The sequence below is a fragment of the Streptomyces sp. NPDC048291 genome (assembly GCF_043201715.1).
In the GTDB taxonomy this organism is placed as follows: domain Bacteria; phylum Actinomycetota; class Actinomycetes; order Streptomycetales; family Streptomycetaceae; genus Streptomyces.
In genome coordinates this window covers 1-20,929 of sequence record NZ_JBICZC010000015.1, presented here as the reverse complement: position 1 = coordinate 20,929, position 20,929 = coordinate 1, and the positions used below count along the sequence as shown (strand labels likewise).

Sequence of the window (20,929 nt, the reverse complement as noted above, 5' to 3'; positions counted from 1 at the left end):
CCCGCAGCTCACCCACAACCGAATCCCCCCCGGCTCACCCGACCGCCTCCTTCCAGGCCGCTCCCGCCGCGACCGCCTGCCGCCACCCCCGAAGCACCTTCGGCGGCATCCCCACCGCAAGCACCCCGCTCAGCCGCTCCCCCGTCCGGTACGCGGCCACGAACCGCCGATCCTCCAACTCCCCGTCCACGACCCGCACTTCCTCGTGCCCCCGCAGATACCCGTACGCCTGGACCTTCATCTCGTACTGGTCCGACCAGAAGTACGGCACCGGCGCGAACGCCTTGCGCGCCCCGGGGTTGAGGAGGTTGCGGGCCGCGGCCATGCCCTGCTCGGCCGCGTTCGTCCGGTGCTCGATCCGCATCGAGAGCCCGAACAACGGGTTGTACCAGCGGGCCACGTCCCCGGCCGCGTACACGTCCCGCGCCGCCTCGCAGTACTCGTCGCAGACGACACCGTCGCCCACCGCGAGCCCGCTTCCGGCCAGCCACTCCGTGTTCGGCAGGGAGCCGATCGCGACCAGCACCTCGTCGGCCTCGATCTCCTCCCCGTCGGCGAGCCGCACCCCGTCCTCGGTCACCTCGGTGACACCGGTGCCGGTGCGCAGGTCCACGCCCCGCTCCAGGTGGGCCCGGGACAGCACCCGTCCCACCTCCTCGCCGACCGCGTGCGCGAGCGGCACCTGCGCCGGTTCCAGCAGCGTCACCCGGGCGCCCACCTTCCAGGCGACGGCGGCGGCCTCGGCGCCGAGGAAGCCGGCGCCGACCACCACCAGCCGCTGCCCCGGCCCGAGCCGCTCCCGCAGGGTCAGCGCGTCGTCGAGGGTGCGCAGCACGTGCGCCCCCTCCCCCGGCAGCCGGCGCGGCCGCACCCCCGTGGCCAGGATCAGCCCGTCGTACGCCAGCTCCGAGCCGTCGGCCAGACGCACCGTACGGTCCGCCACGTCCAGTCCGACCGCCGCCGCCCCGAGCCGCAACTCCAGCCCCAGGGCGTCGAGTTCCACGGGCGCCCGCAGTGACACCCGCTCCGGCGCCCACTCGGCCGACAGCACCTGCTTGGACAGCGGCGGCCGGTCGTAGGGCAGGTGGGGTTCGTCGCCGACGAGGGTGAGGGTGCCGTCGTAGCCCTCGCGCCGGAGCGTCTCGACCGCCGCGAGCCCCGCGGCGGAGGCTCCGACGACCACGATCCGGTTCACTTCTCCGCCAGCCGGATCGCGGCGGCCGGGCAGATCGCGACGGCCTCGCGGACGTCGTCGAGGGCCTCCTCGGCCGGGTTCTCGTCGATCACGAAGGCGATGCCGTCCTCGTCCCGCTGGTCGAAGACCTCGGGGGCGACGAGCACGCACTGCCCGGACGCGACGCACTTCGGTTCGTCCAGTTCGACATGCATGGTGTTCTCCTCAGTTTTCTTCGGGGGGGGTGGGGTCACCAGGTGACGGGGAGTTCGTGGACGCCGTACACGCCGCCGTTGTGCTTGAACGGGAGGTCGTCGATGTCGGCGGCGAGGCGGAGGGTGGGGATGCGGCGGTAGAGGGTGCCGTAGACCACCTGGAGTTCCATCCGGGCCAGTGGCTGGCCCAGGCACTGGTGGACGCCGAAGCCGAAGGCGACATGGCGGCGGGCGTCGCGGGTCAGGTCGAGGCGGTCGGGGTCGGCGAAGACCTCGGGGTCGCGGTTGGCGATATCGTTGGGCATGATCACGCCCTCACCGGCGCGGATCACCTGCCCGCCCACCTCGATGTCCTCGAGGACCGCACGGCGCCTGCCGCTGTGCACGATGCTCAGGTAGCGCAGCAGTTCCTCGACCGCGGCGGCGACGGCCCTGGGATCGTCGGTGTCGCGCAACAGGGCGAACTGCTCGGGGTGTTCGAGCAGGGCGAGGGTGCCGAGCGCGATCATGTTGGCGGTGGTCTCGTGCCCGGCGAGCAGCAGCAGGACGCCCATCTGCGCGGCGCCCAGCCGGGTCAGCTCGCCGGCCTGCACCCGGGCCACGAGCCCGGAGAACAGGTCGTCGGCGGGGTGCTGCATCTTCTCGCCCATCAGCCGGTCGAGGTACTCGGCGAGCCTGCCGTGGGCGGCCGTCCGGTCCTCGACGGTGGTGTCGCGGCTGATGAGCAGCCTGCTGTTCTCCTGGAAGAAGTCGTGGTCGTCGTAGGGAACGCCGAGCAGTGCGCAGATGACCAGCGAGGGCACCGGGAGCGCGAAGGCCTCGACCAGATCGACGGGGTTGGGCCCGGCCAGCATCTCGTCGATCAGGTCGTCGACGATCTTCTGCACGGCAGGCCGCATGGCGTCGACGCGCTTGATCGCGAACGGCGCGGTGACCATACGGCGCAGCCGGGCGTGCTCGGGGTCGTCCATCATGATGAAGCTGGCGGTGTTCCCGCCGTCGGTGACCGGCATCTGCAGCGGATATCCGGGCCGGGTGAGATCGGCGCTCAGCCGGGGGTCGAGCAGCACGGCCCGCTGGTCGGCGTACCGGGTGAGCAGCCAGTAGTCCTTGCCGTCCCAGAGCCGGACCTTGGTGAGGGGGCCCTCCTCCTGGGCGGCGGTCAGGGCCGGGGGCGGGTCGAAGGGGCAGCGGGCGGCCCGGGGCATCGGGAAGTCGGGGACCTGCGCGGCCGGGCCGGGCCGGGGGTCCGTCAGGATGTCGGCCATCTCTGTCTCCTCGGGGTGGGGGACTCCGCTCACGGCGGAGCGCCGGGATGATGGGTACGAGGCCTCGATGAACACATGCAAACAGGTAGGACTGACCGGTTCCGGTCAGTTTCCTGACAGTCGGCTGACGTGGCCCAGATCACACCGCAGGGCCGTCGCCGTAACCGGCGCATCAGTGGCAGATGCCATGAACCTCCTTACGTCCAGAGGATGTTGATGTGTCGTGACGAACCTCACCGGCACGCCCGGAGGCCTGCACGCACCTGCCCCGACACGCACCGGCAGCCGACCGGCAGAGCTGTCGGCGCGTTTGCTCCCGGATTCCATCGCGAACTGTTCACACATCGCCCGACGGCTCTCCCAGCCAGTAGCCGAAGCCCCGCCGGGTGTGGATCAGCGCCGACCCGTCCCGGTCCACCTTGCGCCTGAGCCGGGACACCAGTTGCTCGATGGCGTTGTCGCCCCGGAACTCGCCCCAGACGTACCGGCTGATCTGCTCCTTCGACAGCACCTTGTGGGCGTTGACGAGGAGGTGGCGCAGCAGCCGGTACTCGGCGGGCGTGAGGTCGAGGGTGCGGCCGTCGCGGCGGGCCCGGCAGGTGCCGTCGTCCAGGACCAGGTCGGCGTGGTCCAGCACGCTCCCCCACCGGCCGCCGTCGCCCCGGTCCCGGAGCAGGACCTTCACCCGGGCGAGGACTTCGGCGATCCGGAACGGCTTGGTGACGCAGTCCCGCTCGCCGGCGCCGAGCTCGGGCACCAGCCGGGCCAGGGAGTCGCAGTCGGCCAGCAGCAGGACGGGCGGCCGGTAGGCGGGCTTGAAACGGCCGCCCCGGGCGAGGTCGTCGAGGCCGGGCAGCTCGGCGTCGATGACGACGAGGTCGAACCGGCGCTCCGCGAACCGCCGCACCACCTCGGCGCCGCTGTCCGCCAAGGCCATCCGGTATCCCGCCAACTCCAGTGTGGTGGCGAGGAGTTCGGCGATCTCCGGGTCACCGGCGGCGACCAGGAGCTGTTGTCCGCTGCCACGGGCGAGCACCTGGGGTGCCGGGGAGCTGCCGTACATGGGGAGCCGTTCCTTCGTGAGCGCCGGGCAATTCGCTTGCTTGACTCAAGTAAGCCACATATGCTTGCCTAACTCAAGTAATCGGGGTCGCTCTGAGCGGAGGTCACCCCGAGGGCCCGCCCGACGGCGGGCCCGGGCGCCGGACCCGTGGGGACGGGTACCGGCGCAGCCCTCGGGCCGGCCACCGGCCCACTCCCCCCGGCCCGGCACCCGGCCCGAGGGCATCCACCGCAACCGCACCACCCCCGGGCGAGCCCAGCGGCGCGCCCGGACCGGTACCTCCAGAAAGCGAGAGTCACCCCATGGCCACGATGAAGTCCGTACAGACCGGTGGCGTCGGCAGGATCGAGGTCGTGGACGTCGAGCGTCCCGTGCCCGGCCCGAAGGACGTACTGCTGAAGATCCGCGCGGGCGGTATCTGCGGCACCGACGTCACTTTCCTGCACCTGGGCGGCATGCCCGCCCGCGCCCACCTGGGCGGCGACCTGGTCCCGGTGCCGCTGGGCCACGAGCCGGCCGGCGAGGTCGTCGAGGCCGGCGCCGAGGTCACCGGGCTGAAGGTGGGCGACCGGGTGGTGGTGAACCCGCAGGACGCGCCCACCGGGATCATCGGCTGCGGCGGCCGGTACGGCGCGCTGAGCGAGTACCTGCTGATCGAGAACGCCGAGGTCGGCAGGGGCGTCGCGGTGTTCCCGGACACCGTGCCGTTCGAGGTCGCCGCCCTCAACGAGCCGATGGCCGTCTCCCGGCACGCGGTCAACCGTTCCGAGGCCGGTCCTGACGACAAGGTGGTCGTCTTCGGCGCGGGCCCGATCGGACTGGGCGCGGCGATCTGGCTGAAGCTGCGCGGCGTCCGGCACGTGGTCGTCGCCGACGTCATCCCGGCCCGGCTGGAGAAGGCGCTGGCCGTGGGCGCGGACGCCGTCATCAACTCGGCCGAGGAGGACGTCACCGCGCGGCTGACCGAACTGCACGGGCAGAGCGCCAACGCGCTGGGCCAGCCCCGGCCGGACACCGACATCTTCATCGACGCGGCCGGTGCCCCGGCCGTCTTCGACACCGTGGTGGCCAACGCGAAGTGGCACGCCAGTCTGGTCATGGTCGCCGTGCAGAAGAGGGGCGAGGTCGACCTGGGCGGCATGCTGCGCAGCGAGCTGACGCTCATCGCCTCGCAGGGCTACCCGACCGAGATCTTCGAGGTCACCCCCGAACTGGTCGAGCACCACGAACGGTTCGCGAAGCTGATCAGCCACCGCGTCCCGTTCACCGACGTGGAGGGCGCCTTCCAGCTGACCCTCACACCGGGCGCCGCCGAGAAGGTCGTCGTCACCTTCGACGCGTAGCGGTGACCGGCGCCAGCCACAGCCCCAGCAGGGCGTCGGTGAGCCCGGTGGCCGCGTCGCCCCAGGTGGCGCGGGGCGTGTCGGTGCCCTCGGCGAGGGCGCGCTCGCGCTCGGCACAGGTGTGCAGGATCAGCGTCCGGGCCATCTGGCCGCGTTCGGTGCGGACCTCGGCGGGCAGCTCCGGCAGCCGCCGGTTCAGCTCGGCCACGGCCTCCCGCAGCGACGGCGAGGCCAGGGACTCCTCGACCATGATCTCGTAGAGGGCAGGGTCGGTCGCCACCTGAGCGCAGAAGCGGGCGTACCAGGTGGGGCTGCCCAGACCGGCGAGGTGTTCGGTGATCGGGCGGACCAGACAGTCCACCCAGTCGCGGACGTCGTCGGAGCCGCCCACGGCGGCCAGCAGGCGGGCCCGGATCTCCTCGATCTGCCCGAAGTGCCGGGCGGCGATCGCGCGGACCAGGTCGGCCTTGGTGCCGAAGTGATAGCCGACCGCGGCGTTGTTGCCCTGGCCGGCGGCCTCGCTGACCTGGCGGTTGGAGACGGCGTAGACGCCCTGCTCGGCGAAGAGCCGTTCCGCCGTCGCCAGGATGACCTCCCGTGTCGCGCCGGCCTGCTCCGCCCGCGCCGTCCTGCCCGTCATGCCCACCACCGCTCCGGGACCACGCACCACCCGGACCGGCCGGTCCCGCCAGCCGTACCGGGGCCTCGCCCGGGGCGGCGAGGTCCAGCCGAAAAAGCCTACGCGGCGGCGGCGCACAGTGCCGCCACCCCTGCCAGTAAAGTAAGTCAAGCGACTGACTTAAATAATGGCCAAGTCGCTCCCTGTTCTGCCTACGGAGGCCCTCTCCCATGTCCGAAGCCCCTGTCCGGCCCGCCGGGTCCACAAGCCCGGCACAGCCGAGCCCGAACGCGGTGGTGGCGGTGCTGGCGCTGTCCGGTATCACCGTCTCGCTGATGCAGACCCTGGTGATCCCGATCGTCCCGGAGCTGCCGAAGTACCTGGACGCCTCGGCGTCCAACGCGGCCTGGGCGGTGACGGCGACCCTGCTCGCCGCCGCCGTGGCCACCCCGGTGGCCGGCCGCCTCGGCGACATGTTCGGCAAGCGGCTGATGCTGCTGGTCAGCCTGGTGCTGCTGGTCTGCGGCTCGGTGGTGGCCGCGCTGAGCGACACGCTCGTCCCGATGATCATCGGTCGTACCCTGCAGGGCCTCGCCGCCGCCGTGGTCCCGCTCGGCATCAGCATCATGCGCGACGAGCTGCCGCCGGAGCGCCTCGCGGGCTCGACGGCGCTGATGAGTGCCTCGCTGGGCGTCGGCGGCGCACTCGGCCTGCCGGCCGCGGCGTTCATCGCGGACCACTACGACTGGCATGTGCTGTTCTGGACCTCCGCCGCCCTCGGTGTCGTGGCGTTCGCGCTGGTCAAGATGCTGGTGCCGGAGTCCAAGGTGCGCTCGGGCGGCCACTTCGACGCGCTCGGCGCGGTGGGCCTCGCGGTCGGTCTGGTCTCGCTGCTGCTCGCCGTCTCCAAGGGCGCCGACTGGGGCTGGGCGAGCGGCACCACGCTCGGCCTGTTCGCACTCGCGGTCGTCGTGCTGCTCGCCTGGGGCTTCTTCGAACTGCGCACCACCCAGCCGCTGGTCGACCTGCGCACCACGGTCCGCCGCCAGGTGCTGTTCACCGACCTCGCCTCGATCGCCTTCGGCTTCTCGATGTTCGCGATGTCCCTGGTGCTCCCGCAGCTGCTCCAGCTGCCGACCCAGACGGGCTACGGCCTCGGCAGGTCGATGCTGACGGTCGGGCTGGTGATGGCCCCGCAGGGTCTGGTCATGATGGGCTTCGCCCCGCTCTCGGCCGCCATCACCAAGGCCAGGGGGCCGAAGGTCACGCTCATGATCGGCGCGGTGATCGTCGCCGCGGGCTACGGCCTCAACATCGTCCTGATGTCCGAGGTCTGGCACCTGATCCTGGTCTCCTGCATCATCGGCGCCGGTGTCGGCTTCGCGTACGGCGCGATGCCCGCGCTGATCATGGGCGCGGTCGAGGCGTCCGAGACGGCGGCGGCGAACAGCCTCAACACGCTGATGCGGTCCATCGGCACCTCGGTGGCGAGCGCCGTCGCCGGCGTGATCCTGGCCCAGATGACCATCAGCCTCGGCGGCGCCACCCTGCCCGCCGAGAACGGGTTCAAGGTGGTCATGGCGATCGGCGCGGGCGCGGCCGTGCTGGCCTTCGTCCTCGCCTCGTTCCTGCCCGGGCGCCGTCCGGCGGAGCCGGAGGCCGCTCCGGCCCCGGCGGCGCCCACGGCCGAGTCCGTGCACTGAGCCGCGGACGCGGACGGTGATCCGCGGCGGGGCGGGCGGTCCCCGGTGGGCCGCCCGCCCCGCCGCCGGGGCCACGGACCATGGTCACAGGAGACCTCCCGGAGCGAACGATGAGCACTCCCTGGCAGCGCTACGCCGAAGAGCACGCCCGTACCGTCGACACCATGGCGGCCGTGCTGCTGTTCGCCTCGTTCCTGCTCGGCAGCGAGATCACCATGCCCCCCGGGTCCCGGCCGAGCGCGGCCGGGCCGACCATCGCCCTCGCCGCCGTCGGCTGCGGCGCCCTGCTCTGGCAGCGCACCCGGCCGCGCACGGTGGTCGCCGTCGCCGCGGCGGCCACCGCGGCGGCCGCGGGGCTCGGGCAGCTGCCGACCCCGCTGCTGCTGGGCGGCCTGATGCTGGCGCTGTACCGGCTGGCGGTCGTCACCGACCGCCCCACCGCGCGCAGGTTCTACTTCGGGAGTCTCGTCCTCGTGGTGACCACCGCCGTGGCCCTCGCCCCGGCCGGCGTCCCCTGGCCGCTGGAGACGATCAGCCCGGCCGCCTGGCTGCTGCTGCCGGTCGTCGCCGGCAACGCCGTACGGCTGCAGAGCGCGTATCTGGAGGCGGTTCACGCGCGGGCCGAGTACGCGGAGCGCGGCCGGGAGGAGGAGGCCCGGCACCGGGTCGCGGAGGAGCGGATGCGCATCGCGCGGGAGCTGCACGACGTGGTCGCCCACCATCTGGCCCTGGCCAACGCCCAGGCCGGTACGGCGGCCCACCTGTCGCGCACCCATCCCGACCAGGTGCACCGGATCCTCCGGGACCTCGCCGGTACGACCGGTGCCGCGCTGCGCGAGCTGAAGGCCACCGTGGGCCTGCTCCGGCAGACCGACGACCAGGACCTGCCGCTCGCGCCGAGCCCCGGCCTGGCCCAGCTGCCGGAGCTCACCGAAGCCTGCGAGTCCGCCGGGCTGACCGTGCACGTCCACGTCGAGGGCATCCCCCAGCCGCTGACCGCGGGCGTCGACCTGACGGCGTACCGGATCGTTCAGGAGGCGCTCACCAATGTCACCAAACACGCCGCCGCCGAGGCCGCGTACGTCAGGATCGGGTGGGCCCGGGACAACGTGACCCTCACGGTCACCGACAACGGCACCGCCACCGCCCTGCCCGTGCCCGCCCAAGGGCGCGGATTCGGGCTGATCGGGATGCGCGAGCGGGCCCGGTCGGTCGGCGGCGCCTTCGCCGCCGGGCACCGGGACGGCGGCGGTTACGAGGTCACCACCCGGCTGCCGCTGTACCCCGGCGCCACGGAACCCGAAGGACAAGGGCCGCCATGACCATCCGCGTACTCCTCGCCGACGACCAGGCCCTGTTGCGGGCCACCTTCCGGATCCTCGTCGAATCCTGCGCCGACATGGAGGTGGTGGCGGAGGCCACCGACGGCGCCGAGGCGGTCGTGCTCACCCGCGAGCACCGGCCGGACGTCGTCCTGATGGACATCCGGATGCCCGGCACCGACGGGCTCGCCGCCACGGCCGCCGTCTGCGCGGACCCGGAACTGTCCGGCGTACGGGTGCTGATCCTCACCACGTTCGAGGTCGACGAGTACGTGGCCCAGGCGCTGCGTTCCGGGGCCAGCGGCTTCCTCGGCAAGGACGTGACCGCCGAGGCGCTGCTGGACGGGATCCGGACGGTGGCCGCCGGCGAGTCGCTGCTCTCCCCCACCGCGACCCGCAGCCTCGTCACCCGGTTCCTGGCCACGCCCGCGCCCGGCGCCCGGCTCGCCGCACCCGAACAGCTGCGCGTGCTCACCGCGCGCGAGCGCGAGGTCATGGCACTGGTGGCCGAGGGCCTCTCCAACGAGGAGATCGCCGGGAAGCTGTTCGTCTCCCCGCTGACCGTGCGCACCCACGTGCACCGGGCGATGACCAAGCTGGACGCCCGGGACCGGGCCCAACTGGTGGTGATGGCCTACCAGTCGGGGCTGGTGCAGCCCCCGCCGCCGGCACCGGCGCCCTGAGGCCTGTTCGGGGGAACCGGTCCCGGAAGGCGCGTGCGGCAGCCGTGCCGGGTTCACAACTCCTGGGTGACCGCCCTCCCCGTGATCCCGCCCATGCTCGCCACCGCCGGCCGGCTGCCGCCCGCCGCCCAGGACACCCGGTGGGCCTACGAGACCAAGCAGGACGGCCAGCGGGTGGTCGTCTACCTGCCCGGCGACGGCAGCGTGCTGCTGCGCGCCCGCTCCGGCGAGGTGATCACCGCCGCCTATCCGGAGCTGCGCCCGCTGGCGCAGGCCCTGGGCCGGACGCCGGCGATCCTGGACGGCGAGGTACTGGCCGTCGACGAACACGGGCGCGCCGACTTCCAGTTGCTGCAGAGCCGGATGGGCCTGGCCCACGCGCCGGCCCGGGCGGCACGGATGGCGGCCCGGATCCCCGTCCACCTGGTGGTCTTCGACGCGCTGCTGCTGTCGGACCCGCTGCTCACCCTGGCGTACGCGGACCGCCGGGCGCGCCTGGAGTCCCTCTCCCTGGACGGGCCTCACTGGTCGACGCCGAGGGCCGTCGTGGGGCACGGCGCCGAGGCGCTGCGGGCGACCCGGGAGCACGGCCTGGAGGGCCTGGTCTGCAAACGGCTCGACTCGGTGTACGAGCCGGGGGTGCGGTCCCGCGCCTGGATCAAGATCCGCAACGTGCGCGCCGCGGACGTGGTCGTCGGCGGCTGGCTGCCGGGCAAGGGGCGGCTGACCGGGCTGCCGGGCGCGGTGCTGGTCGGCCAGCGGTCCGCCGACGGGCGGCTGCGGTACGTCGGCGGGGTGGGCACCGGCTGGAGCGCGGCGGAACGGACCGAACTGGCCGCGCTGCTGCGGGCCGTCGCGACCGGCTCCTGCCCCTTCGACCCGGTCCCGCCGGTCCAGGGCGCCCACTGGGTGCTGCCCCGGCTGGTCGGCGAGGTCGGTTACAGCACCCGGACCCGGGCCGGCCTGCTGCGCCAGCCGTCCTGGCTGCGGCTGCGCCCGGACCTCACCCCGGAGGAGTCCGCGGCGGACCTGCCGGAGGAGGCGGGCTGACGGCCCGCGGCCGACAGGATGTCGGAATCGGCGGTCGACAGGAAGGTCTATCGTGTCCCCATGTCCGCACCCGAGTTGATCCGTATCGTCTCTCGCGACTCTCCGATGGCGCTCGCTCAGGTGGCCCGGGTCCGGGCCGAGTTGGCTGCGCTGTATCCGCAGGTGCGCACCGAGGTCGTGCCGGTGAAGACGACCGGCGACAAGTGGCTGGGCGATCTGTCCCTGGTGGAGGGCAAGGGGGCGTTCACCAAGGAGGTGGACGCCGCGCTGCTGGCCGGGGCGGCCGATCTCGCCGTGCACTGTGTGAAGGACGTGCCCGCGGACCGGCCGCTGCCCGCCGGGACGGTGTTCGCGGCGTTCCTGAAGCGGGACGACATCCGCGACGCCCTCGTCCACCCGGGCGGGCTGACCCTGGACGAGCTGCCGCCGGGCACCCGGATCGGCACCTCCTCGGTGCGCCGGGTGGCCCAGCTGTCGGCGACCCATCCGCATCTGGAGTGCGTGCCCTTCCGCGGCAACGTCAACCGGCGGCTGGAGAAGCTGGCCGCCGGCGAGGCCGACGCGCTGCTGGTGGCGATGTCGGGGCTGGAGCGGATCGACCGCACGGACGTGATCACCGAGGTGCTGGACCCGGAGACGATGATGCCGCCCATCGGCGCGGGCATCCTCGCCCTGCAGTGCCGGGAGGGCGACTCCGAGCTGATCGACGTGGTGAGCGGGCTCGGCGACCCGGCCACCTACCGGGAGGCCACCGCCGAGCGGATGTTCCTCCATGTGCTCCAGGGCCACTGCAACAGCCCCATCGCCGGCTATGCGCGGGTCGACGGCGGTGGTGAGCTGTCGCTGCGTGCCTGCGTGTTCACGCCGGACGGCAAGACCCGGCTGAACGCCCACGAGTGGGCGGGGCGCCTCGACCCGGCGACCCTCGGCACGTCGGTCGCCGTGGCGCTGCTGCGGCAGGGGGCCCGGGAGATCATCGACGGCATCCCCCACTAGGCGCTCCGCTGGAGGTGCCGCGCCGGGTCGTCGTGCGTCTGCTGCGGCGTGGGGGCTGGTCGCGCCGTTCCCCGCGCCTCTTCGGGAGCCGCAGTGCCGGGCCAGGCCGTTGTCCGACTGCGGGACCGTCGTGGCTTGTCGCGCCGTTCCCCGCGCCCCTTTCGGGGGCGCGTTGTGCCGGGCCACGCCGTCGCCCGTCCGCAGCATTGTCGTGGCTTGTCGCGCAGTTCCTCGCGCCCCTTTCGGGGCGCGTTGTGGCTCACGGGGTGGTGGGGCCGGGTTCCGTCTGGTCCTTGAGGAAGGCGGTTACCTGGTGGGACAGGCTGCCGGGGGTGGCGGTCTGGCAGGCTGTGGCGGTGGTGGAGTCCAGGACGCCGATGCCGCCCGCCCACAGGCGGCGCTCGGTCCACTCCTCGTCGACGCGGAGCTGGACCTGGATGTCGACCTGGGTGAGGGCGCTCTCCGGGCCCGCGGCGTAGAGGACGGCGGTGGCGCGGCGCAGGGGGTAGACGTCGAAGCCCTCGATGAACTGGGAGTTGCGCCAGTCGATGAACGCGCCCTCGCCGTCGGGGCCGACCCGGACGTCGATCTGGCCGTCCTCCAGCTGCACGCTGAAGTGGCCGGAGCCGCGGTTCTCGATGGTCACCCGGGCACTGAAGTACGTCAGCCCGGCCGCGGCGTCGTCCCGGCCGCGCGGCGGCTCGGACTTCTCCAGGCGGTGGACGCGGACGCGCAGACCGGCATGCTCGTCGTACTCGTGCCAGTCCCCGACCACGCTCGGCTCGTACACAGTGCCCCTCTCGACCCACGCTGTTTATCTGTGCGCTCAGCGCACTGTCAAATGAGTGGAATGCGCTGTGGCCAGGGGGTTCGCCCGCTTTGATCGCTGATCAAGCGTTGCGCAGCGGTTATCCCGCCCCGGGGGTCCGGGGCGGGTCGCGGGCGCGTGCCGCACATCACGTCGGTGTACCCGGCACCTGTCGCCGGCTCAGCGGGCGAGGCGGCCGAGCAGCGAGGAGGCCGCGGTGATGCCGAGCGCGGCGGCGACCGCCAGGACGGCGAAGTCGAGGCCGAGGTGGGCGGGTGTGCCGAGCAGCAGGCCGCGCAGGGCGTCGACCTGGTAGCTCAGCGGGTTGACCCTGCTGACCGCCTGGAGCCAGCCCGGCATGATCGCCAGCGGGTAGAGGGCGTTGGAGCCGAAGAACAGCGGCATGGTGATCGCCTGTCCGATGCCCATCAGCCGGTCGCGGCTGAGGACGATGCCGGCGATGCTCATCGACAGGCAGGAGAAGAAGGCCGAGGCGAGGACGACGGCGAGTCCGACGCCGAGCAGCTTCAGCGGGTTCCAGGTGAGGGACACCCCGAGGATGGCGGCGATCACGATCACCACGACCGCCTGGATCAGGGACTTCACGCCGGCCGCAAAGGCCTTGCCGGTGATGAGGGCCGACCGGGGGGTGGGGGTGACGAGGAGCTTGTTGAGGATGCCGGCGTCGCGCTCCCAGATGATCTGGATGCCGTAGAAGATCGCGATGAACATCGCGGACTGGGCGATGATGCCGGGCGCGAGGTAGTCGATGTAGGGGATGCCGCCGGTGGGTATCGCATGGATCCGGGTGAAGGTCTGGCCGAAGATCAGCAGCCAGAGGGCGGGCTGGATCGCGCGGGTGTAGAGCTCGGTGCGGTCGTGGCGGAGCTTCTGCAGCTCCACGGCGCACATGGCGACGACCCGGGCGGGCAGCAGCCGCCAGCCGGAGCGCGGCTGGGGCGGGGTCAGCAGCAGGGACGTGCCCGTGCGCTCAGCCGACACGGTTCGCGGTGCGGCGGGTGCTCCGGACATCGCGGAAACCTCCTGACTGGTCGTCGAGGCCGCTGCCGGCCACGTCGCGGAAGACGTCTTCGAGGGTGGGCAGGGCGTCGCTGCCCTGACGTTCGGCGAGGCCCCGCCTGAGTTCGGTGGGGGTGCCGAGGGCGCGGATACGGCCGCGGTGCATCAGGCCGATCCGGTCGCAGTGCTGGTCGGCCTCGTCCATGTAGTGGGTGGTGACCAGCACGGTCATGCCGGTCGCCGCGCGTACGGAGTTGATCTGGTCCCACACGCTGGTGCGGGCGATCGGGTCGAGGCCGATGGTCGGCTCGTCGAGGATCAGCAGCCGGGGCGCGCTGACCAGCGCCTGGGCCAGTTCGAGGCGGCGGACCATGCCGCCTGAGTAGGTGCCGGCGAGCCGGTCGGCGGCATCGGTGAGGTCGACGGCCTCCAGCGCCTCGGCGACCCGCGGGGCGCGCTCGCGCCGGGGGACGTCGAAGACGCGGGCGAACAGCTCGACGTTCTCGCGTCCGGTGAGCCCGCTGTCGGCGGACAGCTGCTGCGGGACGTAGCCGAGCAGCCGGCGTACGGCCATCCGCTCCCGGCCGGTGTCGTGGCCGAAGACGCGCACCATCCCGGCGGGGACGGGCAGCAGGGTGGTGATGCAGCGGATGGCGGTGGTCTTGCCTGCGCCGTTGGGGCCCAGCAGGCCGAAGACCTCGCCCTCGCCGACGCTCAGGTCGAGTCCGTCGACGGCCTTGGTCTCCCCGAAGGAGTAGGAGAGCCCGGTGCAGGCGACTGCGGTGGTGTCCGGCGTGGTGTCCGGCGTCATGATTCCCCGGCCTCCTCGTGCAGGGTGTCGGCCAGTCTCCGCAGCGCGGGAAGCGCCGCCCTGAGCGCCTCCCGGTCCGCCTCGTCCAGCCGGGCGACATGACCGGCGACCAGTTCCGCGCGGCGGCGGTGCCAGTCGGCGAGTCGTTTCTCGGCGTCCTCGGTGAGCAGCAGCCGGGCGGCCCGGCGGTCCGCCGGGTCGGTCTCCCGGCGCATGAAGCCGTCCTTGACGAGCTGGTTGACCAGTGTCGACACCGAGTTGCCCGCCAGGTACAGCTCCTTGGCGGCGTCCGAGATGCCGATCCCGGGCCGGGACTCCACCAGCCGCAGCAGCTCCACCTCGGCGCCGCGCAGCCGCGGACGGGTGAGCCCGCGGCGCAGTCTGCGGCGGATCAGCCGCTGGAGGCCGACCAACGCGTCGGCGAGTTCTTCCGGGAAGGTCTCCGATTCCACGCCTCGAAGATTACCTCTGCTTCAGAGGTATATCCCCCCCAAGGAACGGTCAAAGGACGGGCCGCCCCGAAGGGCGACAGGCGAAAGCCAATCAATCCACCTTTTCGAGTGAATTGTTTCGCTATACGCCGTTCAGGGCATTTGTAGCTAAGTGCTTCGGACCGGAGGCACGTGCGTGGGAGCCGGCTTCCGTCGGTCGCCCCGAGTCCTCGCCAGGGTCCGAGCGCGTTTCTCCCACGGTGTCCGTCCACCAGCACCGCTGAGGGAGGTGCGCGCCATGCGTGCCACCTGCACACCCAGGTCCCATCCGCACGACGACGCCCCCGACACGGCCCAGGCCTTCGTACGGCTGGCCGAGCTGCCCGCGGGCCCGGAGCGGCGGGCGCTCCGGGACGAGCTGGTCGAGCTGTGGCTGCCCATGGCCGAGCGGATCGCCGTGCGGTTCCGCGGCCGGGGGGAGACCCTGGAGGATCTGTACCAGGTCGCCGCGCTGGGGCTGGTGAAAGCCGTCGACCACTACGACCCGGCGCGTGGCCGGGCCTTCGAGGCCTACGCCGTGCCGACCATCACCGGCGAGATCAAGCGGCACTTCCGGGACCACATGTGGACCCTGCACGTGCCGCGCCGGGTCCAGGAGCTGCGCAACCGGGTACGGACCGCCCTCAAGGAGCTGGAACAGACGACCCCGGGGCGCGCGCCCACCGTCGCCGAGATCGCCGCGCGGGCCGAACTCACCGAGGACGAGGTCCGGGCCGGGACGGAGGCCCTGGAGTGCTACTCGGCACTGTCACTGGACGCCGAGATGCCCGGCGCCGACGGCTACGCGCTCGGCGACACCCTGGGCGGCCCGGACCCCGGCTACGACCTGGTCGTCGACCGCGCGGCCGCACAACCCTGTCTGCAGTGCCTGCCCGAGCGCGACCGGCTCATCCTCTACCTGCGGTTCTTCCGCGGTATGACGCAGAGCCGGATAGCCGAGCAGCTGGGCATCTCCCAGATGCACGTGTCCCGCCTGCTCACCGCCTGCTTCGACCGGCTGCGCCAGGAGTTGCCGGCCGAGGCCGGCTGAGGCTCACCCGGTGGGCGGTGCGCCGGGGATCTGCGTGGGGCCGTACCGTTCGAGGGCCTCCGCCAGCTCGACGCGGATCTCGGCCGGCATGTCGCCGGTGCGCCCCCAGAGCAGGATCAGGTCCGCGACGCTGCGCAGCTTGATGTTGGTGTGCTGGGAGACCTCCTTGAGCACCTCCCAGCCCGCGTCGGGCGTCACCCGGCCGAGCGCGACGATCATCCCGATGGCCTGGTCCACCACGGCATGGGAGGCGACGGCCTCCTTGAGCTGGTCGACCTCTTCCTGCAGGCGGAAGATCCGGTCCGGCTCGCGCTCTCCCATCCATCCATCGTGTCACCCGTCCGGCCCCGCGCCACCGGGGTGCTCGGCAGGCATTCCCACCGCTTCCGGTTGGAGACTGGTGGCAGACCGGTCCCCCGCCGGTCCCGACACCAGGACGCGAGTGCCATGAACCACGACACGCCTCCCCCCGGACCCGCGCAGAAGAAGCGGTCGGTGGTCTCCACGCACTCGGTCTTCGGTGCCCCGTGCTGGGTGAGCCTGACCAGCCGCGATCTGCAGACGACCGAGGACTTCTACAGCTCCGTGCTCGGCTGGCGATGGCGCAGCGTCCGGCTCGGCGACCACTTCCGGATCGCGCTGGCGGACGGGGTGCCGGTGGCGGGCATCGCCGCGGTCGCCTCGATGTGGCAGATGGCGGTGGCCTGGACGCCGTACTTCGCGGTGCCCGACGCGGACGAGGCGGTGGCCCGGGCCCGTGAACGCGGTGGCACCCCCGCGGTGGGACCGCTGTCCTTCCCGCCCGGCCGGGCGGCGCTGATCGCCGACCGGGACGGTGCCGTCTTCGGCATCTGGGAGGGCGACCTGGTCGCCAACTGGGAGACCTGGCGGCGGGCCGCCCCGACCTTCATCCGCCTGCACACCCGCAACGCCTTCGACTCGGCGATCTTCTACGGCGAGGTCCTCGGCTGGGCCTCCGACAGACCGGGCTGCTGCGAGGTCGAGTACGAGGGCGGCGAGGTCGTGCTGCGCAGCCGCGGAGATGCCGTGGCCCGGATCGACTCGGGGGCGGTGGAGGCGGCCCCCGATCCGTCGGTACGGCCGCACTGGCAGATCCATTTCGCGGTGACCGACGTGGCGGCCTGCGCGCGGATCGCCGAGAAACACGGTGGCAGTGTGCTGAGCGAGGAGGGCACCGAGGCGATCCTCCGGGATCCGGACGGGGCGCAGTTCACGGTGACGACGGCGCGGGGGGCGCGATGACCCGTTCCGGGGGCGCCGTCGTCGGGTGCGGGTGCGTGGGGGTTGCTCGCGCAGTTCCCTGCGCCCCTTAAAAGCAGGGCGCTGCGGTGAGTGCCCCTTCAGGGGCGCGGGGAACTGCGCGACCAGCCACGACGCACCCGCACCCGACGTACTACCTCGACGGCCGCGACAGCACGATCAGGCTCCGCGCCTCCACGCGGAGCCTCGTGCCCGCCTTGCGCTCGCGTTCGTCCGGCACCCCCTCCGGGTCGGCCGTGTCGATGAGGGTCGTCCAGCGCTCGCCGTAGGAGTCGTCGGGCAGCCGGAAGTCCACCGGCTCCCAGTGGCTGTTGAGGAGCAGCAGGAACGAGTCGTCGATCAGGCGCCGCCCGTAGGGGTCGCGTTCGGCGATGGCGTCGCCGTTGAGGAAGACGCCGACCGAGTGCGCGTCGGGCCGCTGCCAGTCCCGGTCGGTCATCTCGCGGGCGTCGGGCAGCAGCCACACCAGGTCGGGCAGCGGCTGCCCGGGACGCGTGGCGGTGTCCCCGAGGAAGAAGCACCGTCGGCGCAGCACGGGGTGGGCGGCGCGCAGCCCGATGACGTACCTGGTGAAGTCGGCGAGGCTCTGCTGCTCGTCGGTCAGTTCCCAGTCGATCCAGGAGACTTCGTTGTCCTGGCAGTAGGCGTTGTTGTTGCCGCGCTGGGTCCGGCCGAGTTCGTCGCCGTGGCTGAGCATCGGGATGCCCTGGGACAGCAGCAGGGTGGCGAGGAGGTTGCGCTGCTGGCGGGCCCGGAGTTCGAGCACGGCCGGGTCGGTGCTCTCGCCCTCCGCCCCGCAGTTCCAGGACCGGTTGTGGCTCTCGCCGTCCCGGTTGCCCTCGCCGTTGGCCTGGTTGTGCTTGTCGTTGTACGACACCAGGTCGCGCAGCGTGAAACCGTCGTGCGCGGTGACGAAGTTGACGCTCGCCCTCGGTCGCCGCCTGCTGGCCTGGTACAGGTCGGAGGAGCCGGTGAGCCGGGAGGCGAACTCGCCGAGCGAGCCCGGCTCGGCCCGCCAGAAGTCGCGTACGGCGTCCCGGTAGCGGCCGTTCCACTCCGACCACAGCTGCGGGAAGTTGCCGACCTGGTAGCCGCCCTCGCCGAGGTCCCACGGTTCGGCGATGAGCTTGACCCTGCTGATCACCGGGTCCTGCTGGATCAGGTCGAAGAACGCCGACAGCCGGTCCACCTCGTGGAACTGCCGGGCCAGGGTGGCCGCGAGGTCGAAGCGGAAGCCGTCGACGTGCATCTCGGTCACCCAGTACCGCAGCGAGTCCATGATCAGCTGGAGCACGTAGGGGTGCCGCATCAGCAGGCTGTTCCCGGTGCCGGTGGTGTCGTAGTAGTGCGCCCAGTCGCCGTCGACCAGCCGGTAGTAGGAGGCGTTGTCGATGCCCCGGAAGGACAGCGTGGGCCCCATCTCGTTGCCCTCGGCGGTGTGGTTGTAGACCACGTCGAGGATCACTTCGAGGCCGGCCGCGTGCATCGCCTTCACCATGGCCTTGAACTCGTTGACCTGCTGGCCGCGGGTGCCGAAGGCACCGTAGGCGTTGTGCGGGGCGAAGTAGCCGATGGTGTTGTAGCCCCAGTAGTTGGACAGGCCCCGGTCCTGGAGGACCCCGTCCTGCACGAACTGGTGGACCGGCATCAGCTCGACCGCCGTGACGCCGAGCGAGGTCAGGTGGTCGAGGACCGCGGGGTGCGCGAGGCCGGCGTAGCTGCCCCTGAGCCGTTCGGGTACCTCCGGGTGGGTGAGGGTCAGGCCGCGGACGTGGGCCTCGTAGATCACCGAGTCGGAGTACGGCCGCCGGGGCGGACGGTCGTCGCCCCAGTCGAAGTAGGGGTCGGTGACCACGCCGAGCATGGAGTGCCCGGCGCTGTCGGCCGGGGCGGGCCCGCCGGGGGTGCGCTCGTAGAGGGAGGCGTGGTTGTCGATCTGGCCGTCTATCGCCCGGGCGTACGGGTCCAGGAGCAGCTTCGCCGGATTGCACCGGTGGCCGAACTCGGGGGCCCAGGGGCCGGTCACCCGGTAGCCGTAGCGCTGTCCCGGCCCGACGCCGGGCAGGTAGGCGTGCCAGACGAAGCCGTCGACCTCGGTCATCGGCACCGTGGTCTCGGTGGCGGCGTCGTTCACCAGGACCAGTTCGACCCGCTCGGCGACCTCGCTGAACAGGGCGAAGTTGGTGCCCTGCCCGTCGAAGGAGGCTCCCAACGGGTAGGGGTGCCCGCTCCACACGGGCACCCCTTTCCGGGATTTCCTCGCCGTCACCGGGCGCCCGCCAGGGCGCCGTCGGCGGATGCGGCCAACTGGGCCACCGGCAGGTCGCGCGGCACCTTGAGGACCCGGCGCAGCCGGGGCTCAGGACCGGTCGGGACCAACGGGACGCGTTCCCCGGACCGGGCCCGCTGCGAGAACCAGATGATCTTGCTGCCGGTCTCCGGGGCGCAGCAGCCCCAGCCGTCGCTGGTCGCGGCGAGGTGCGCCAGGCACCCGCGCAGATCCTGGTCGGGGCGGAGATCCCGGTCGTCGTCGCCGATGGCGGTGATGAGGTGCTGCCCGTTCCACCACATCTCGATGGACGTGTGTTTGTCCGTCGCGTGCTGGTCGATGGCGGTCAGCAGCAGTTCGGCACCGCGGCAGACGGGGTCCACGAGATTGTCGAGATCCCAGTAACGCAGATGGGCGGCCAGTATGCGGCTGACCTGTCCCACCCGTTCCGGGCTGACCTCGACGTCGAGGTGGTAGTAGCAGGGCACTGCGGTCTTCATTGTCGCTAGCTCCTCACCCGCGAAGCTCCCGCTCCCCCTCACCCCTCCGGAAATCCGTTCCGGACGCGCAGCGTGAGCGCTGGTCGCTCCTGAGTCACCTTCACTGTGCGGGCGCTACGCCATTCGTGCAACCTGAGAGCTTCATGAGGTTGTTGAAGCTCCAACAAGACGCTCGGTCATCGTGCGTGCACCATGAGTGAAAGCCTCGATTCGCCGTAACGGCTCCGTGCCCTTCCGTGCCCGGACGCTCCCCCGATCCGGGGACACGTGCCCATTCGAGAGCGTCGGAAGGAACGACACGGCCATGCTGCTACCCGCGAAGGCCGAGGTGGCCCGGCAGCTGCGGCGCTACCGGGCGTGGGAGCGCGTCATGCTCGCCTCGCCACAGGACCGCGAGGTGCGGTCCACCTTCGAGGACTCGGGCTACACGCTGTGCGTGCTGATGGGCAAGCGCTGCGCCCGGGAGGCGGTGGACGCGGCCGAGCGCTACCTGCGCACCAGCCTCGTCACCTATGTGCGGGAACAGGGTGGGCGGTCCCAGCTGAGCGGGAAGGTCCGGCAGGGGCCGCCGGTGGAACGGCGTTCCGCGAGGCAGTGATCCCGCAGGCGGACCCGCGGGAAGACACCGGTCTTCCGGCACACTACGGACCGCGGAGCCGGGCCCCGGGCCCGGCTCCGCGCACGGCGGAGGTGAGACCCATGAAGGCGACCGAGACCATCGGCCGTGTTCCGGTGCGTGACGTCCGGCCCGCCGTGGAGTGCGGCGGGCGGCCGGCGAAGGCGGTCCCCGGCGAGACCTTCGAGGTCACCGCCACCGTCTTCCGCGAGGGCCATGACGCCGTCGGCGCCAATGTGGTGCTGTGCGACCCCGCGGGCCGCCCGGGCCCGTGGACGCCGATGCGGGAGCTGGTCCCCGGCACCGACCGCTGGGGCGCCACCGTCACCGTCGACGGGAAACCGGGCCGCTGGACCTACCAGGTCGAGGCATGGGGAGATCCGGTCGCCACCTGGCGCCACCACGCGAAGATCAAGATAACCGCGGGGATCGACACCGAACTGGTACTGGAGGAGGGCGCCCGGCTCTACGAACGGGCCGCCGCCGGGGTCCCGAAGGCAAAGAAACGGGAAATCCTGCTCGCCGCGTCCGCCGCCCTCCGCGACGAAGAACGGCCCGCCCCCTGGCGCCTAGCCGCCGCCCTCACGCCCGAGGCCGAGAAGGTCCTCGCGCGGTATCCGTTGCGGGAGTTGGTGACGGTCTCGGAGCCGTTGCCGCTGCTGGTGGA

General features: G+C 72.2%; 22 protein-coding genes. 10 read left to right on the top strand and 12 right to left on the bottom strand.

Annotated features, from left to right (window positions below; all coding sequences use genetic code 11):
* Nucleotides 1–34: 34 nt before the first annotated feature.
* From ACGF5O_RS36475 to ACGF5O_RS36460, 4 genes are all read right to left on the bottom strand, one after another.
* Nucleotides 35–1,195 (bottom strand): NAD(P)/FAD-dependent oxidoreductase, encoded by a 1,161-nt coding sequence (locus tag ACGF5O_RS36475; RefSeq protein ID WP_393814202.1) that lies wholly within the window; start codon nt 1,193–1,195, stop codon nt 35–37.
* Nucleotides 1,192–1,389 carry a ferredoxin gene (locus ACGF5O_RS36470; RefSeq protein ID WP_359223486.1) on the bottom strand — a complete coding sequence of 66 codons (198 nt, stop codon included), beginning with the start codon at nt 1,387–1,389 and terminating at the stop codon, nt 1,192–1,194. The genes ACGF5O_RS36475 and ACGF5O_RS36470 overlap by 4 nt, the downstream gene beginning before the upstream one ends.
* A 35-nt stretch (nt 1,390–1,424) precedes the next feature.
* Nucleotides 1,425–2,657, bottom strand: coding sequence for a cytochrome P450 (locus tag ACGF5O_RS36465; protein ID WP_393814201.1), 1,233 nt, complete (start codon nt 2,655–2,657; stop codon nt 1,425–1,427).
* 337 nt (nt 2,658–2,994) lie between these two features.
* The gene (locus ACGF5O_RS36460) at nt 2,995–3,720 is read right to left on the bottom strand and encodes a response regulator transcription factor (protein WP_393814200.1); all 726 of its coding nucleotides are present in this window, start codon (nt 3,718–3,720) and stop codon (nt 2,995–2,997) included.
* A 302-nt stretch (nt 3,721–4,022) separates the two neighbouring features.
* Between ACGF5O_RS36460 and ACGF5O_RS36455 the strand changes: the two genes are divergently transcribed.
* Complete coding sequence (locus ACGF5O_RS36455) at nt 4,023–5,063, top strand: zinc-binding dehydrogenase (RefSeq protein WP_393814199.1); 1,041 nt, start codon at nt 4,023–4,025, stop codon at nt 5,061–5,063.
* Here ACGF5O_RS36455 and ACGF5O_RS36450 read toward each other — a convergent pair.
* Entirely contained in the window at nt 5,047–5,703 is a 657-nt protein-coding gene (locus tag ACGF5O_RS36450; protein ID WP_393814198.1) for a TetR/AcrR family transcriptional regulator, read from the bottom strand. The genes ACGF5O_RS36455 and ACGF5O_RS36450 overlap by 17 nt on opposite strands.
* Before the next feature lie 209 nt (nt 5,704–5,912).
* Between ACGF5O_RS36450 and ACGF5O_RS36445 the strand changes: the two genes are divergently transcribed.
* From ACGF5O_RS36445 to hemC, 5 genes are all read left to right on the top strand, one after another.
* On the top strand, nt 5,913–7,385 hold the full coding sequence (locus ACGF5O_RS36445; protein WP_393814197.1) for an MFS transporter: 1,473 nt from the start codon (nt 5,913–5,915) through the stop codon (nt 7,383–7,385).
* Between the two features lie 110 nt (nt 7,386–7,495).
* A complete protein-coding gene (locus ACGF5O_RS36440) occupies nt 7,496–8,707 on the top strand; it encodes a sensor histidine kinase (protein WP_393814196.1) in 1,212 nt (403 codons plus the stop codon).
* Nucleotides 8,704–9,390, top strand: coding sequence for a response regulator (locus tag ACGF5O_RS36435; protein WP_393814195.1), 687 nt, complete (start codon nt 8,704–8,706; stop codon nt 9,388–9,390). The genes ACGF5O_RS36440 and ACGF5O_RS36435 overlap by 4 nt, the downstream gene beginning before the upstream one ends.
* Nucleotides 9,391–9,483: 93 nt before the next feature.
* Nucleotides 9,484–10,440 carry an ATP-dependent DNA ligase gene (locus ACGF5O_RS36430; RefSeq protein WP_393814458.1) on the top strand — a complete coding sequence of 319 codons (957 nt, stop codon included), beginning with the start codon at nt 9,484–9,486 and terminating at the stop codon, nt 10,438–10,440.
* Nucleotides 10,441–10,500: 60 nt separating this feature from the next.
* Nucleotides 10,501–11,436 carry a hydroxymethylbilane synthase gene (gene hemC / locus ACGF5O_RS36425; protein WP_393814194.1) on the top strand — a complete coding sequence of 312 codons (936 nt, stop codon included), beginning with the start codon at nt 10,501–10,503 and terminating at the stop codon, nt 11,434–11,436.
* 259 nt (nt 11,437–11,695) lie between these two features.
* On the opposite strand, the gene ACGF5O_RS36420 is transcribed toward hemC, so the two are convergent.
* From ACGF5O_RS36420 to ACGF5O_RS36405, 4 genes are all read right to left on the bottom strand, one after another.
* Nucleotides 11,696–12,226, bottom strand: coding sequence for a hypothetical protein (locus ACGF5O_RS36420; RefSeq protein WP_393814193.1), 531 nt, complete (start codon nt 12,224–12,226; stop codon nt 11,696–11,698).
* Nucleotides 12,227–12,424: 198 nt separating this feature from the next.
* The gene (locus ACGF5O_RS36415; RefSeq protein ID WP_393814192.1) at nt 12,425–13,276 is read right to left on the bottom strand and encodes an ABC transporter permease; all 852 of its coding nucleotides are present in this window, start codon (nt 13,274–13,276) and stop codon (nt 12,425–12,427) included.
* On the bottom strand, nt 13,236–14,075 hold the full coding sequence (locus tag ACGF5O_RS36410; protein ID WP_393814191.1) for an ABC transporter ATP-binding protein: 840 nt from the start codon (nt 14,073–14,075) through the stop codon (nt 13,236–13,238). The genes ACGF5O_RS36415 and ACGF5O_RS36410 overlap by 41 nt, the downstream gene beginning before the upstream one ends.
* A complete protein-coding gene (locus ACGF5O_RS36405) occupies nt 14,072–14,527 on the bottom strand; it encodes a MarR family winged helix-turn-helix transcriptional regulator (RefSeq protein WP_393814190.1) in 456 nt (151 codons plus the stop codon). Before ACGF5O_RS36405 ends, ACGF5O_RS36410 begins: the two co-directional genes overlap by 4 nt.
* Nucleotides 14,528–14,804: 277 nt before the next feature.
* Here ACGF5O_RS36405 and ACGF5O_RS36400 point away from each other — a divergent pair, with 277 nt between their 5' ends.
* Complete coding sequence (locus ACGF5O_RS36400; RefSeq protein ID WP_393814189.1) at nt 14,805–15,596, top strand: RNA polymerase sigma factor SigF; 792 nt, start codon at nt 14,805–14,807, stop codon at nt 15,594–15,596.
* A gap of 3 nt (nt 15,597–15,599) precedes the next feature.
* On the opposite strand, the gene ACGF5O_RS36395 is transcribed toward ACGF5O_RS36400, so the two are convergent.
* Nucleotides 15,600–15,917 carry an ANTAR domain-containing protein gene (locus ACGF5O_RS36395; RefSeq protein ID WP_393814188.1) on the bottom strand — a complete coding sequence of 106 codons (318 nt, stop codon included), beginning with the start codon at nt 15,915–15,917 and terminating at the stop codon, nt 15,600–15,602.
* A gap of 126 nt (nt 15,918–16,043) precedes the next feature.
* Between ACGF5O_RS36395 and ACGF5O_RS36390 the strand changes: the two genes are divergently transcribed.
* Nucleotides 16,044–16,859, top strand: coding sequence for a VOC family protein (locus ACGF5O_RS36390; protein ID WP_393814187.1), 816 nt, complete (start codon nt 16,044–16,046; stop codon nt 16,857–16,859).
* A gap of 151 nt (nt 16,860–17,010) precedes the next feature.
* On the opposite strand, the gene glgX is transcribed toward ACGF5O_RS36390, so the two are convergent.
* Both glgX and ACGF5O_RS36380 read right to left on the bottom strand, forming a co-directional pair.
* Nucleotides 17,011–19,119, bottom strand: coding sequence for a glycogen debranching protein GlgX (glgX, locus tag ACGF5O_RS36385; RefSeq protein WP_393814186.1), 2,109 nt, complete (start codon nt 19,117–19,119; stop codon nt 17,011–17,013).
* Nucleotides 19,120–19,142: 23 nt separating this feature from the next.
* On the bottom strand, nt 19,143–19,646 hold the full coding sequence (locus ACGF5O_RS36380; protein WP_393814185.1) for a pep a2: 504 nt from the start codon (nt 19,644–19,646) through the stop codon (nt 19,143–19,145).
* Between the two features lie 304 nt (nt 19,647–19,950).
* On the opposite strand from ACGF5O_RS36380, the gene ACGF5O_RS36375 reads away from it, so the two are divergent.
* Together ACGF5O_RS36375 and ACGF5O_RS36370 are read left to right on the top strand one after the other, a co-directional pair.
* On the top strand, nt 19,951–20,244 hold the full coding sequence (locus ACGF5O_RS36375) for a DUF5133 domain-containing protein (RefSeq protein ID WP_362603387.1): 294 nt from the start codon (nt 19,951–19,953) through the stop codon (nt 20,242–20,244).
* 101 nt (nt 20,245–20,345) lie between these two features.
* Nucleotides 20,346–20,929 (top strand): maltotransferase domain-containing protein (locus ACGF5O_RS36370; RefSeq protein WP_393814184.1); only part of this gene is annotated, 584 nt, incomplete at its 3' end.

What these genes read in the sequence shown, in the direction of transcription:
- ACGF5O_RS36470 (WP_359223486.1), bottom strand. Translation starts at nt 1,389, where the DNA reads ATGCATGTCGAACTGGACGAACCGAAGTGCGTCGCGTCCGGGCAGTGC.
- ACGF5O_RS36465 (WP_393814201.1), bottom strand. Translation starts at nt 2,657, where the DNA reads ATGGCCGACATCCTGACGGACCCCCGGCCCGGCCCGGCCGCGCAGGTC.
- ACGF5O_RS36460 (WP_393814200.1), bottom strand. Translation starts at nt 3,720, where the DNA reads ATGTACGGCAGCTCCCCGGCACCCCAGGTGCTCGCCCGTGGCAGCGGA.
- ACGF5O_RS36455 (WP_393814199.1), top strand. Translation starts at nt 4,023, where the DNA reads ATGGCCACGATGAAGTCCGTACAGACCGGTGGCGTCGGCAGGATCGAG.
- ACGF5O_RS36450 (WP_393814198.1), bottom strand. Translation starts at nt 5,703, where the DNA reads ATGACGGGCAGGACGGCGCGGGCGGAGCAGGCCGGCGCGACACGGGAG.
- ACGF5O_RS36445 (WP_393814197.1), top strand. Translation starts at nt 5,913, where the DNA reads ATGTCCGAAGCCCCTGTCCGGCCCGCCGGGTCCACAAGCCCGGCACAG.
- ACGF5O_RS36440 (WP_393814196.1), top strand. Translation starts at nt 7,496, where the DNA reads ATGAGCACTCCCTGGCAGCGCTACGCCGAAGAGCACGCCCGTACCGTC.
- ACGF5O_RS36435 (WP_393814195.1), top strand. Translation starts at nt 8,704, where the DNA reads ATGACCATCCGCGTACTCCTCGCCGACGACCAGGCCCTGTTGCGGGCC.
- ACGF5O_RS36430 (WP_393814458.1), top strand. Translation starts at nt 9,484, where the DNA reads ATGCTCGCCACCGCCGGCCGGCTGCCGCCCGCCGCCCAGGACACCCGG.
- hemC (WP_393814194.1), top strand. Translation starts at nt 10,501, where the DNA reads ATGTCCGCACCCGAGTTGATCCGTATCGTCTCTCGCGACTCTCCGATG.
- ACGF5O_RS36415 (WP_393814192.1), bottom strand. Translation starts at nt 13,276, where the DNA reads ATGTCCGGAGCACCCGCCGCACCGCGAACCGTGTCGGCTGAGCGCACG.
- ACGF5O_RS36410 (WP_393814191.1), bottom strand. Translation starts at nt 14,075, where the DNA reads ATGACGCCGGACACCACGCCGGACACCACCGCAGTCGCCTGCACCGGG.
- ACGF5O_RS36400 (WP_393814189.1), top strand. Translation starts at nt 14,805, where the DNA reads ATGCGTGCCACCTGCACACCCAGGTCCCATCCGCACGACGACGCCCCC.
- ACGF5O_RS36395 (WP_393814188.1), bottom strand. Translation starts at nt 15,917, where the DNA reads ATGGGAGAGCGCGAGCCGGACCGGATCTTCCGCCTGCAGGAAGAGGTC.
- ACGF5O_RS36390 (WP_393814187.1), top strand. Translation starts at nt 16,044, where the DNA reads ATGAACCACGACACGCCTCCCCCCGGACCCGCGCAGAAGAAGCGGTCG.
- ACGF5O_RS36380 (WP_393814185.1), bottom strand. Translation starts at nt 19,646, where the DNA reads ATGAAGACCGCAGTGCCCTGCTACTACCACCTCGACGTCGAGGTCAGC.
- ACGF5O_RS36375 (WP_362603387.1), top strand. Translation starts at nt 19,951, where the DNA reads ATGCTGCTACCCGCGAAGGCCGAGGTGGCCCGGCAGCTGCGGCGCTAC.